The sequence below is a fragment of the Micromonospora sp. NPDC005979 genome (genome assembly GCF_040614415.1).
Classification (GTDB): domain Bacteria; phylum Actinomycetota; class Actinomycetes; order Mycobacteriales; family Micromonosporaceae; genus Micromonospora.
Genome location: NZ_JBEXUR010000003.1, coordinates 329,688 through 342,262, shown reverse-complemented (window position 1 = coordinate 342,262; position 12,575 = coordinate 329,688). Strand labels below are relative to the sequence as shown.

The following is a 12,575-nucleotide window of genomic DNA, read 5'->3' as shown; positions in this document are numbered from 1 at the left end:
TCCGGAAAGGCGCGGTCAGTCGGACGCGACGATCAGCAGCCTGGTCGGGGCGGTGCCGCCCGGCGCGGGCAGCCGCAGCGGTTCGCGGCCGGGGGTGATGCTGCCGAGCACCGAGGCGTGCCGCGCGCCGGTGCCCGAGGGCAGGGTGCCCGGCAGCCCGTGCACGGTCAGGTAGCCCAGCAGCGCGAACGCCAGCGCCTCCTTGGCGTCCGACGGGACACCCACCTCGTCGCTGGACGTCAGGTCGACGCCGGGCAGCTCGTCGACGAGCATGCCCATCAGCGTCGGGTTGTGCGCCCCGCCGCCGGAGACCACGAGCCGGGTGACGCCGCGCGCGCGGCAGGCGTCGGCCACCGTGACCGCCGTCAGCCGGGTGAGCGTGGCCAACACGTCCCGCGGATCCGGGGTGGGCACGTCGGCCAGGGCGGCGAGCAGGTACGGCAGGTGGAACAGCTCCTTGCCGGTGCTCTTCGGGCCGGGCAGCCGGTAGTACGGCTCGTCGAGCAGCCGCCGCAGCAGCGCCGGGCTCACCTGCCCGGCGGCTGCCCCGCGCCCGTCCCGGTCGTACTCCTCGACGCCGCCGCTGAAGTGGCGTACGGCGGCGTCGAGAAGCGCGTTGGCCGGCCCGGTGTCGAACGCGAGAGGGTCGGCGTCCGGCGCGACGACCGTGATGTTGGCGATCCCGCCCAGGTTGAGGGCGGCCGGGACGCCCGGCAGACCGCGCAGCAGCAGCGTGTCGAAGAGGGCGACGAGCGGTGCGCCCTGGCCACCGGCCGCGACGTCGCGGCTGCGCAGATCGGCCACGACCGGCAGTCCGGTGGCCTCGGCGATCCAGGCCGGCTGACCCAGTTGGAGGGTGCCCCGGACCACGCCGCCCTCGACCCAGTGGTGCATGGTCTGGCCGTGCGAGACGACCAGGTCGGCCCGCCCCTCGCACAGCTCGGCGAGGGCTCGCGTGCCGGCCTCGGCGAACGCCTGGCCGATGCCGGTGTCCAGCACGCAGATCGCCTCGGTGCTGGTCGGCGCGGGTGGCAGGGCGGCGGCGATCCGGGCCCGCAGCTCGTCCGGGTACGGGTGGCTGAGCCGGCCCAGCGGGCGCATCCGCAGGGTGTCGCCGGTCAGCTCGAACTCCGCGGCGGCGGCTTCGATGCCGTCGTAGGAGGTGCCGGACATCAGGCCGATCACGCGCATGGCGGTCTCCCTCATGCCCGGCCCACGGGTGCCGCCGTCGTCTCGTCGTCATCGTCGACGCGGCTGTGGTCGTACGGCTCCGGGGCCGGGTGGAACCAGCTCGACACCATGCCGACGGCCAGGGTGATCAGGACGCCGATCGGCACCAGCCACTGGGCGGCGATGGCGGTCGCGGTGGTGGTGCCGGCCGTCGTCACATCGATCTTGACGTAGCGGACGATGTAGGTCATCACCGCGACCGTGACGAGGAAGGCGATCACCGCGTCGACCTGGTTGGCCCGCTTCACGAGGCGGCCGAGCAGGAACGCCCCGAGCAGCGCTCCGTAGGTGTAGCCGGCGATGGTCAGACCGGTCAGGTAGACGTTCCCGGTGCTGGAGCTGAACGCGCAGGCGAAGATCGCCATCAGCACCGCCCAGACCAGGGTCATCACCCGGGCGAGCCGGAGCATGGTGTCGTCCGACGGGACCTTCTTGAAGAAGCTGTGGATGAAGTCGGCGACCGTGGAGTTCGACATCGAGTTCAGCGCCGACGACAGTGACCCCATCGCCGCGCCGAGGATGCCGGCGACCAGCAGGCCGGAGATGCCCACCGGCAGGGCGTGCAGGATGAAGTTCGGGTACAGGTTGTCGGTGCTGTTCAGGCCCAGCTCCTTGAAGGTCTGGCCCTTGTTGTACGACCACAGCAGCGCGCCGACCAGCGAGAACGCCGCGAACTGGATGACCACGAAGATGCCCGAGGAGACCATGGCCAACTGGCCCTCGCGCAGCGTCCGGGTCGACAGGATGCGCTGGACGATGAGCTGGTCCGACCCGTGGCTGGCCATCGCGAAGATGGCGCCACCGATGATCGCGGTCGGCAGGGCGAACGGGCTGGTGAGCACGTGCGCGAGGTCGAAGTTGGTGTCGAAGAGCTGGAACTTGCCGGCGTCCAACGCCTGCGAGTAGCCGTCGAACCCGATGGCGTGGCTGAGCACCGCGATGGCCAGGATCGCCCCGCCGAGGTACAGGCCCATCTGGATGGCGTCGGTCCAGATGACCGCCTTGATGCCACCGAGGTAGGTGTAGACCACCGTGATCAGCGTCAGCACGATGATGATCGCCTGGTAGCCGACGTTCAGCCCGAACTCGTCGAGGAGCAGCTTGATCGGGATGGCCGAGGCGAACAGTCGTACGCCCTCGGCGAGCAGGCGGGTGAAGACGAAGGTGATCGACGCCAGGCCCTGGAGTTTCAGGCCGAACCGCTCACCGAGGTACTGGTAGGCGCTGACGAAGCCACCCCGCTTGTAGAGCGGGATGAGCACCGCGGCCACGATCACGCGGCCGATCACGTAACCGAGGGCCAGTTCGACGTTGCCGAAGCCCTGACTGCTGTACGCGCCGCCGGGCACGCTGATCACCGTCAGGACACTGGTCTCGGTGGCGACCACGGAGAACGAGACGGTCCACCAGGGCAGCTTTCCCTCGCCCACGAAGTAGTCCTTGGACGACTTCTGTTTACCGGACAGGCGTAGTCCGACGGCGGCGATCACCACGAGGTACAGCACGATCACGACAAGGTCGAGTTGACGCACGGTTCACTCCCAACCAGCGGGGTTGTCAATAAGTGACGTTGGCCCACACTAACCCGAAACTTTTTGCCAGTGCCCGTCCGGTCTGGTTACGCTGTGGTCTCAGCCTGCCGATACGGGGCGGACGCGAGGCCCAAACGGTGCGTTGCCGGCGGATTCTCAACGATCTGGCGCGCGTCGCCGAACTGGTCAGGGAGCACTCGCCCGGTCGGCGACTGAGTCACCAGCGAGAGGAACGAACACCCCGTGGACCTCAGCACCCTCGGCACCGAGACCCGCAACGACAAGACCACCGACCTCGACCGCATGTCGCCCACCGAGATGCTCCTCGCCATGAACGACGAGGACCACACGGTCGCGGACGCCGTCCGCCGGGCCGTGCCGGACATCGCGGCCGCCGTCGACGTCGTCGTGGCATCGCTGCGCCGAGGCGGCCGGTTGATCTACCTGGGCGCCGGCACCAGCGGCCGGATCGGCATGCTCGACGCCGTCGAGTGCCCACCGACCTTCGGTACGCCGCCCGAGCGGGTCGTCGGTCTGCTCGCCGGCGGGGCGGGCGCGTTCGGCGTCGCCGTCGAGGGCGCGGAGGACGACCCGGACCGCGCCGTCGCCGATCTGGACGCGATCGACGTCAGCGACCGCGACACCGTGGTGGGGCTCGCGGCCAGCGGTCGTACCCCGTATGTCGTGGGTGGGTTGGCGCACGCCCGCGCGCGGGGGGCGAGCACGGTCTCGGTCGCCTGCAACACCGACGCGGTGGTCAGCCGGCACGCCGACGTCGCCATCGAGGTGCCCACCGGCCCCGAGGTGCTCACCGGCTCGACCCGGCTCAAGGCCGGCACCGCCGAGAAGCTCGTCTGCAACATGCTCTCGACCGCCACGATGGCCCGGCTCGGCAAGGTCTACGGCAACCTGATGGTCGACATGAACGCCACCAACGCCAAGCTCGTCGACCGGGCGCGTCGCATCGTCGCCGAGGCCGCCGACACCGATCTCGACACGGCCGCGGGGGCGCTGGCCGCGGCGCACGGCCACGCCAAGACGGCCATCGTGCTGCTGCTCGCGCACTGCACCGCCGAGGAGGCCGCGGCACGGCTTCGCGAGGCCGACGACGACGTCCGGGCGGCCGTCGCGGCCTGACCGGCCGTCGCGCCGGGGCGGTCAGCGGTTGACGTACGCGGCGAGGCCGCCGAGCTCCTCGTTGGCGATGAACACCGACCGTACGTTGAGGATGGCCTCCTCGACGTGCGTGTCGCAGCCCCAGGCCGAGTCGCCCCACGAATCGGCGATCTTGATCCGGGCAGGTGCGGAGCAGCCCTGGACCCCGCCGAGCTGGCAGTGCTCCGGATGCGGTCGGGCGGCCTGGGCTGCCGCGGCGTTACGCATCCGCTCGGTGAGCTCCGCGGCGGCGGTCGCGCGCTGCTCCGCCTCGGCGCGCAACTGCCGCTCCGCGCGTACCGCCCTGGCCAGCTCCTCGTGGGCTGCCCTGGCGCGCGCCTCGGCGGCCGTCTTCGCCTGCTCGACGTGGTGACGCTCGATGGCCAGGGCCGCGGTGTCGGCGAAGACCCGGGCCAGGGCCAGGTCGGTGTCCTGCGGGACGCGTGGCGTGCGGTGGTACATGGCGAAGGTGCCCAACAGTCCGCCGTCGCGGGCCAGGATCGGCATCGACCAGCAGGCGGCGAGACCGGCGCGCCCGGCCAGATCCCGGAAGTCCGTCCAGAAGGGGTGGGTGTCGATGTCGGTGACGATGACCGGCTCCCGCCGGTACGCGGCGGTGCCGCACGAGCCGACACCCTCGCCGGTGGCGATCCCGTCGATGGCCTGGTTGTAGAACTCGGGCAGGCTCGGCGCGGCCCCGTGTCGCAGGTGCCGGCCGTCCTCGTCGGCGAGCAGCACGGAGACGAGCACCTGCTCGGGCGCCAGATCCTCGATGCAGCGGGCCATCCCGTCCAGCACCTCGGTCAGCGGCGCCTGACGGGCGATCTGCTCCAGCAGCGCGCGGTGCTCGGCCATCAACCGTTGGGCGTGCTTGACCTGGGTGATCTCCACGCCGATCACGCGGATGCCGGTCACCGTGCCGTCGGCGTCGCGGCGCGGCTCGTAGGTGAAGTCGAAGAACGCCTCCCGCGCGTGCGGCCCGACACCCAGCACGATCCGCGCGTCCCGACCGGTGTACGGCTCGCCCGTGCGGTAGACCTCGTCCAGCAGGTCGAGGAAGCCCTGACCGGCCAACTCGGGCAGCAGCTCGGCGACCGTGATCCCGGTGCGCGCGCGTTCCGAACCGATGGCGGCGAAGAACGCCGGGTTCGCCGCCTCCACCACGTGCGTGGGCCCCACCAGGGACGCGAACACCGCGATGGACTGTCCGAACAGCGCCCGCAGATCCTCCTGCGCCGCCTGCCCGGCGTCCGAGGACCGTACGGCGGTCGCCCGCTGGTTCGGTACCGCCGTCATGCTGTGGTCGCCCCTCTCCGGTACGGCTTCCGTCGCCGCACCGCTGGATTGCGGTTCGCTCACCCCGGCCAGGATACGAAAAGGGCCGCGAAGCCGCCGGGGAGGGCGCGGCTCAGGCGCTCTCGTCCACGAACTTGTAGTAGCTCATGCGGAACCGTTGCAGCAGCGCGCGCATGAACTCCGGGCCGGCCTCCGGCGACACCCGGTGCGCGCCGACCGGCACGCCGTTGTCGTAGAAGTCCTGTGCGACTGCACCCCACTCCGGATCGAGAATGGTCAGCGACACCGGTTGGCCGGGCTGCCAGTTGAACTCGGCGACCCGACGATTGGTGTGCTGGGCGAACGTGTACAGCGCCACCCTGGTCGCCGCCTGCTCGGTCATGCCTGCCTCCTGGTTCACCACGGCTCACTCACCACGGGCTCGGCGGGCGGAAGGCGTTCCACGCCTCGCCCGTGATCGTGCCTCGGGCACGGATCTCGTTGAAGCGGTCCATCGCACCGGACAGCGCCTGCTCACTCAGGCCGGTGCCGCGCAGCCGGTCGGCCAGCACCGCCGGGTCGGTGTCCTGGAGCCGGGCCATCGTCTCCGGGCTCAACGGCCGGTTCATCTGCTGTGTCACGAAGTCCGAGCGCAACGGCTCGGCGTTCGACTCGGGGAACGAGTAACCGTGGTCGATCGCGACCAGGCGGCCGTCGGGCCCGGTCAGGTAGTTACCCATGTGCCGGTCGGTGTTGCCGCTGATGTAGTCGAGGACCGCCATCCGTTCGCTCTCGGCGGCCGGATAGGCGTTGGCGGGGCGGCCCGGGCTCGCGTTCTCCACGAACTCCTGCATCGACCCGGCCCCGTGCGGCCCGTCCCAGCGCGCCGTCGTCGGCACCAGGCCGAAACCCAGATCCTCGTCCAGGCGCGAGGCGGCGACCTCACGCGCGGCCAACTCGTTCTCCGGGATGGTGGAACGCACCTGGACGAACTCGTTCTCCGGCACGTTCGGCTTGTAGACGCCGTGCGTACCGTCGGTGAACGTGACGTCGTACGCGTCGTTGACGTGTCCGCCGGGGTCGAGTTCGGTCATGCTGTGCACCTCTCTGCCGAGCAGCCGCAACTCGGCCTCACTCGCATGATCGGGCATCAGCGGATCGGCGTTGAAGCCGGAGTCCGGTGCGGCGCTCCCGTCGGGGTCCGTCGGCTCTTCACCACCGTGCGACGTGCCGCCGTCGTGCGACGTGCCGCCGTCGTGGCCCGGCCCGCTGCTGCCTAGCCCGCCGCCGCCCGGTCCGCCACCGCCGGGCCCGCCACCGCCTGGTCCGCCGCCGCCTGGTCCGCCGCCGCCTGGCCCGCCGCCGGCTGGCCCTGGCTCGCGGTCGACGTCGGGTGGCCAGTCGTCCTGCCGGGCCCGCGGTGGCGGCTGGCCGCCGCCCGCCGGGTCGGTGTAGCCGCGCGCGCCCGGACCGGGGGCCGGCATGTCGGTGGAGCGCGACCCGCCCGGAGTACGCCGGAGGCCCCGCAACGCCGTGCGCAGAGTGTCGAGCAGTTCGCCGAGCTTGGAGAGGATCGGCCGCAGACGGCTGACGCTGCGGGCCAGCGCCGTGAGGAGCCCGGAAACCTTGGCCGCCCACTTGGCGACGAGCGAGGAGACCTGCGCGGCGACCAGCGGGGTGGCCGCGCCCAGGGTCAGGCCGGCCTCGGCGAGCCACACCCACAGCCGGACGGCGAGGACCGAGACGAAGTCGGCGATGAGGTCCCGGACCAGTTCCCGGACCAGCGCCACCAGCAGGCCCGCGCCCTCGACGACGGTGCCGATCAGATCGGTGGCGTCCGCCAGGCCGGCGAGGTGACGCAGGTGCTGGTCGCTGTAGCGGCGGTACGCCTCGGACGCCGGGCCCGTCCAGGTGGCGATCTCGGTGCGGACGGCCTCGGACAGTGCGGTGGCCTGGTCGCTGACCTGCCGGGAGACGTTGTGCCAGGTCTGCGCGTACGCCGTGATCTGGTCCGGGTCGCCGGCCAGCCAGTCGAGGGCGTCCGAGAGTGGCTTGACGTGCTCGATGAGCCAGGCCACGCCCCACGAGACGATCGACCCGATCGGGTCGACGCAGGTCGCCAGCACCTCCATCGACGTACCGAAACCGCCGATGGTCAGGTCGACCCAGGAGCCGCTCTCGATGCCGTTGCGCAGGTCGACCAGGCTCTCGACCAGACCGAGGCCGCTGTACGAGGTGGTGGTGTCCTGACGGGCGGCGATCAGCGGGTTCGCCACGTCGGTGCTCACTGGTGCATCCGCCCGAGGGAGGCGGAGATCGTCGCGTCGGTGTCGTGGTAGGCGTCCACCGTCTCGTCGAGCGCCCCGGCCGCGCTGTGCAACGCCTCCTGCGCCGCCGCGAGCGCCTCGGTGGCCGGGCCCTGGAGGAAGTCCAGCAGGAAGGGGAGCGCCTGGCAGACGGGCAGGTGCCCGTACGCGCCGGCGCCCATCCGCACGTACGCCGCCGCGTCGTGTGCGACGCCGATCCCCGTGGAGATCCGGTCGACGGAACGGGCGTGCGTGGTCACCGCCGCCGTGGTGACCTCGAAGCCGGCTGCCTCAGCGCCCACGGTCACCCCATCGGCCGTACCCCTGCTCGTCCTCCTCGGGCACCTCCGGGAAGCGCGACTCGTAGCTGCCCACGACGGCGCGGGCGGTCTCGGAGTCGGCGCCCACGGTCTCGGCGGCCGCCTCGGCCACCTGTGGCGCCAACCCGCCCTGGGCCCGGCGCATCACGGCCAGCACCTCGGCGGCGATCTCGTCCGCCCGCCAGCGCAGCACCCGGTCGTCGAGCCGAAGGTCGGTCATGGCGCCGGAAGCGGCGACGGTGACCTGGACCGCGCCGTCCGCGCCCTCGGCGGTCGCCGACATCGCCGCCACGCGCTCGGACAACTCGTGCGCGCGGGCGGCCCGCTCGGAGATGCCCGCCGCCCAGGAAGCGACGAATTCTTCGGTCGCCGCGCCGAAGTCCGCGTTCGGGAACTGCGCCATCAGACCTCCCCCGGGTAACCACCGCCGGCCGCACCCGGGGAGGCCCGAGGCGGCGCAGCCAGCACACGATACGCCCTCACCCTCCGACGTGGAGCCCGCGCCGGCCGCCCGAACGGCGACTCCCGGCCGCTCGGGTGAGCGGCCGGGAGCCATCGATCGGGGGTACGGGTCTGGCGTGGACCCGTTACCCGTTCAGCCGCGGATCCACTGCTGGTTGCTGCCGCCGGTGCACGTCCAGATCTGCACGGCGGTGCCGTTGGCCGTGCCCGCGCCGTTGACGTCCAGGCAGAGTCCCGAGGCGACGCCGGTGATCGTGCCGTCGCCGTTGACGCGCCACTGCTGGCCGCCGCCGCCGTTGCAGGTCATGATCCGCGCGCGGCTCCCCGTCGAGCTGCTGGCCACGTCGAGGCACTTGTTGCCGTAGACGGTGAGCTGGTTGCTGCTGGTGAGCGTCCACTGCTGGTTGGCCCCGCTGTTGCAGTCCCAGATCTGCACGACCGAGCCGTCGGCCTGGCTCTGGCCGTTGACGTCCAGGCACCGGTTCGAGCCCGCGCCCCGGATCGTCCCGGTCGCACCCGGCTCACCGGAGTTGCCGACCGGCGTGACGGAGAGGTTGTCGAACTGGGCGCTGACTCCCTGACCCGTGCCGTAACCGATCTGACCGGCGACCCAGGTCGAGTCGGAGACCGTGCCGACGGTGGTGCCGTCGATGCTCGCGCTGAGGGTGCTCCCGTTGAGCGTCAACGCCAGGGTGTGCCAGCGCCCGGTGCCCAGCGCCGAGGTGTTCCCGCTGGCCAGCGTGCGCCAGTTGCCGCTGGTGTTGTTGCTCCGGATCGACCACGCTCCACCGTCGGTAACCCGGAAGTAGTAGCCGTTCAGGTTCTGCGGCCCCTGGTGGTTGTACGTGTTCGCCCGCCCGATGAGCTGCGCGTAGCCGGACTTCTCCAGCATGACGTCGGAGGAGAGCGTGTAGTTGCGCCAGCTCAGGTCACCCAACAGCGTGTACGGCTCGGCCTGGCCGGACGTCCAGAAGATCGGCGTCTGCTCCGACATCTGCCGGACGCACCGGCCCGAGTGGCCGCCCCCGCAGGTGGCGATCTCGAACGAACCCTGCTGGTCCATGAGGTACTTGGCCTCACGCCCGACGTCGTAGCTGTCGAACGTGTCGCTGTACGGCAGCTTCAGGGTGCCCTGCGCCGGGCTGGTCGCCGTGCCCTTGCCCTGCCCGCTGGTGGTGGTGATGCTGTAGACGTAGCCGGGCTGAACGGTGAGCGAGAAGCGGCCGCCGCTCGGGGTGAGGTCGCTGCCCCGGACGAAGTGGTCGGCGGTGTTGTTCGACCTGACGTTCGTCGACCAGACGTGGACGGTGCCGGTGGACAGTCCGCCGGTGACGGTGAAGTCGAGGGTCTGCGCCGATCCGGCGTCCATCGTCTCGACGATGGTGCTGTAGTCGCTGTTGTTTGTGGACTTGAGCGATACGTAGCTGCCGTTGTTGCGGTTGCCGCCGAGGTAGCCGCTCGATCCGTCGAGGTAGCGCCAGCCCGGCGCGGTGAACTGCGTGGTCTGCGCCATCACCCACGTGCTCTTGCCGATCGAGTACGCGCCGGACCAGGGCTGCTGGGCCACCGCCACGCCGGTGGTCGCCCACGGGATGTTGGGGGTGATGGCGGCGATGGCGGGCCAGTTGATGTAGCCGGTCATCTTGCCGTCGATGTAGCCACGGTTGATGCCCCGGGCGAGCGCCTGCGCTCCGGCGTTGTAGTCGTCGGAGCCGTTCTCGCTGGCCCAGAGCGCCTTGCCCGTGGAGATCGCGTTGTTCGAGCTGGGGCAGCTGCTCTGGGCGCTGCGGTAGCCGCAGACGTAGTGGCTGCCAAAGACCTGTACGGCGTTGGCGAACGCCGGGTCGCGCAGCGACTCGTCGGCGGCGCCCCAGCCGAAGTCGTCCGAGGCCACGATCTTGACGTTGCTGTAGCCGCGGGAGTTGAGGGTCGAGCGCAGGTTCTTGTACCAGGTGGCGTTGTAGCCCTTCTCGTTCCACCCGCCGAGGTAGTTGATGGTCAGCCCGTGGGTGCCCGCGCAGTCCAGCCAGGCGACCAGGTACTCGATCGAGTCGTTCGACCAGAAGTTGCCGTTGCCGATCCAGCCCGGCGCACCCCACGCCAGTCCCGCCAGGGCGATGTTGGGGTTGCGCGTCCGCGCCTGCTCCATGAGCCACCACTCGTAGCCCCGATTGCAGTTGATGCTGCCCCGGGTGTGCTCGTGGCTGGGCTCGGCGCCGGAGGTCGAGTTGGTGTCGCCGCCGATCTCGGTCTTCAACAGCTGCATCGCCGCGCCACGGCCCGGCTTGAACAGGTAGTCCAGGATGTCGCTGCGCTGCGGTTCCGGGTAGTCGATCAGCAGCCGGCTGTTGCCACCGCCGCCGCTGACCGCGCCGATCCCGTCGAGCGCCCTTCCACCGGATCCGCCGTTGATCGTGATGGCGGTCGCGGCCTGAGCGGGGGAGGCGACGGCCGTCAGAACGGCTGCCGCCCCGACGAGCGCCCCCACCAGTGCGGCCGTTAACCGACGTGGACGTCGCGTGTGTCGCCATGACCGGCGTCGTGCCGCCTCGCCAGTACCGCGCCGCCGACTCTCTCTACCGAACATCTGATTCGCCTCCCGGACCGTCCCGACACCCGAAGCCGTACGGCAGGTTGTCGAGCTGTCGCAAGGCACTGGGGCCGATGATCGAAGATCGTTGATGAGCAGACGTCGTATGTTAAGCACCGCATAGATCGGCGGTCAATGCCACTAGCCCGGCCAATTACCGCCATTTGCGTCGACGGACTTCGAGTGATGACAGAGAAAGATTCGATGAATGTGTCTGTTGGTGGCGTGCTGGGTGGCTCGGCAGCGGAACCGTGCGGCTCCGCCGCCGAGCCGGACCGTGGTGCGGCAGCACCACGGTCCTACCGTCGCGAGACCGCTCGGCTCAGCTTCGGGTCCACCGCTGGTTGGCGGCGCCGTTGCAGTCCCGGATCTCGGCGCGCGTGCCGTTGGCGGTCCCGTTGTTGACCAGGGCGAGGCACCGACCGGACCCGACCCCGGTGATCGAGCCGTCGGAGTTGAACCGCCACCGCTGGTTGGACTGGCCGTTGCAGTCCCAGATGATCACGGAGCTGCCGTTCGCCGTGGCGGCGCCGTTGACGTCGAGACACTTGCCGCCGAATACCCGCAGCTCCTGCGCCGCCGTCGAGGTCCAGCTCTGGTTGCTCTGGCCGTGGCAGTCCCAGACGATCGCCGCCGAGCCGTTCGCCTGCGAAGCGCCGTTGACGTCCAGGCAGCGGCCGGAGGCGGTGTTGCGCACTGCCGACGTGCTGCTCGGTGGCGGGGTGGTCGGATTGCCGGTGGGCGACACGGTCGGGCTCGGCGTCGGGTCGGTGCTGCTGAACTGCGTGAAGAACCGCCACACCTCGCCCTTGGTCCAGGTCCGCGCGCCGCTGTCCCCGCCGCCGTCCACCGGGCCGGGGGTGTGCCCGCCGTCGAAGGCGGCCCAGACCACGGGATAGCCGGACCGGCAGCCGGAGTACGTGGTGGTGATGTGGGTCAGGCTGCCCGCTCTCGGCTCGGGAGGGCTCTGTGCCGTGCATCCGTTGTTCCGCACGAACGTGTCCCGCAGGGACCGCCCGGCGGAGACGTTGAGCACCGGGTCCCCGATGCCGTGGATGCCCATGTACGCGATCGGCTGGGTGCCGCCACCGCAACCGCTGAGCTGGCCGCCGGAGTAGACCGCCACGGCCCGGAAGACGTTGGCTCGGGAGCAGGCCAGCGAGTAGCTCATGCCTCCGCCGTAGCTGAAGCCGAGCGCGAAGAGCTGCGACGTGTCGACGCAGAGGTCGGCCTCGATCTGGCTGATCATGTTGTCGACGAAGGTGACGTCCTGGCCGCTGGGGTTGGCCCAGCCGTTCCCGTTGCCCTGGGGGGCGACGAAGATGGTGCTGTTGTTGGCCTGCTGGCGCAGGCCGTAGTAGGACCAGGCCGCACCGTCCGACCCGCCACCGTCGACGTCGTTCATGGTGCCGCCGTTCCAGTGGAATCCGAAGATCAGCCGGTACGGGTGGTTCCGGTCGTAGTTGTCGGGGATCCGCAGGATGAAACTACGGTTCTGACCGCTGCTCTGGATGGACCGTTGACCGCTGGTCAGCGTGGGCGCCTTGCCGCACCCGGCGGTCCCGGCGGCCGCTGCGACGTTCGCGGCCGACGCGGTGGTGCTCACGCCACCGGTCACTATCGCCGCACCCACGGTCGCGACGACGAGCGCCGCCGTCGCAAGAGAACCGAGGATGGGTCTACGTCCTGTCATGATGGGCTCCCG

The 12,575-nt window shown here is 70.7% G+C and carries 10 protein-coding genes; 1 reads left to right on the top strand and 9 read right to left on the bottom strand.

What is annotated here, in order from left to right:
* Nucleotides 1–15: 15 nt before the first annotated feature.
* Both ABZ272_RS07750 and ABZ272_RS07745 read right to left on the bottom strand, forming a co-directional pair.
* Nucleotides 16–1,191, bottom strand: coding sequence for an anhydro-N-acetylmuramic acid kinase (locus tag ABZ272_RS07750; protein WP_355049088.1), 1,176 nt, complete (start codon nt 1,189–1,191; stop codon nt 16–18).
* An 11-nt stretch (nt 1,192–1,202) separates the two neighbouring features.
* Nucleotides 1,203–2,762, bottom strand: a complete 1,560-nt coding sequence (locus tag ABZ272_RS07745; protein ID WP_355049087.1) for a sodium:solute symporter — start codon at nt 2,760–2,762, stop codon at nt 1,203–1,205.
* Nucleotides 2,763–3,005: 243 nt separating this feature from the next.
* Between ABZ272_RS07745 and murQ the strand changes: the two genes are divergently transcribed.
* A complete protein-coding gene (gene murQ / locus ABZ272_RS07740; RefSeq protein WP_355049086.1) occupies nt 3,006–3,899 on the top strand; it encodes an N-acetylmuramic acid 6-phosphate etherase in 894 nt (297 codons plus the stop codon).
* A gap of 21 nt (nt 3,900–3,920) precedes the next feature.
* Here murQ and ABZ272_RS07735 read toward each other — a convergent pair whose 3' ends face one another.
* From ABZ272_RS07735 to ABZ272_RS07705, 7 genes are all read right to left on the bottom strand, one after another.
* A complete protein-coding gene (locus ABZ272_RS07735; RefSeq protein WP_355049085.1) occupies nt 3,921–5,276 on the bottom strand; it encodes a GAF domain-containing protein in 1,356 nt (451 codons plus the stop codon).
* A gap of 49 nt (nt 5,277–5,325) precedes the next feature.
* Nucleotides 5,326–5,595 (bottom strand): hypothetical protein, encoded by a 270-nt coding sequence (locus tag ABZ272_RS07730; RefSeq protein WP_355049084.1) that lies wholly within the window; start codon nt 5,593–5,595, stop codon nt 5,326–5,328.
* A gap of 28 nt (nt 5,596–5,623) precedes the next feature.
* Nucleotides 5,624–7,480: a hypothetical protein gene (locus ABZ272_RS07725; RefSeq protein WP_355049083.1), complete on the bottom strand. Its 1,857-nt coding sequence runs from the start codon at nt 7,478–7,480 to the stop codon at nt 5,624–5,626.
* The gene (locus ABZ272_RS07720) at nt 7,477–7,800 is read right to left on the bottom strand and encodes a hypothetical protein (RefSeq protein ID WP_355049082.1); all 324 of its coding nucleotides are present in this window, start codon (nt 7,798–7,800) and stop codon (nt 7,477–7,479) included. The genes ABZ272_RS07725 and ABZ272_RS07720 overlap by 4 nt, the downstream gene beginning before the upstream one ends.
* The gene (locus ABZ272_RS07715; RefSeq protein ID WP_355049081.1) at nt 7,790–8,221 is read right to left on the bottom strand and encodes a YbaB/EbfC family nucleoid-associated protein; all 432 of its coding nucleotides are present in this window, start codon (nt 8,219–8,221) and stop codon (nt 7,790–7,792) included. Before ABZ272_RS07715 ends, ABZ272_RS07720 begins: the two co-directional genes overlap by 11 nt.
* 192 nt (nt 8,222–8,413) lie before the next feature.
* A complete protein-coding gene (locus ABZ272_RS07710) occupies nt 8,414–10,867 on the bottom strand; it encodes a ricin-type beta-trefoil lectin domain protein (RefSeq protein ID WP_355049080.1) in 2,454 nt (817 codons plus the stop codon).
* A gap of 325 nt (nt 10,868–11,192) precedes the next feature.
* Nucleotides 11,193–12,563 carry a ricin-type beta-trefoil lectin domain protein gene (locus ABZ272_RS07705; RefSeq protein ID WP_355049079.1) on the bottom strand — a complete coding sequence of 457 codons (1,371 nt, stop codon included), beginning with the start codon at nt 12,561–12,563 and terminating at the stop codon, nt 11,193–11,195.
* Nucleotides 12,564–12,575 lie beyond the last annotated feature (12 nt).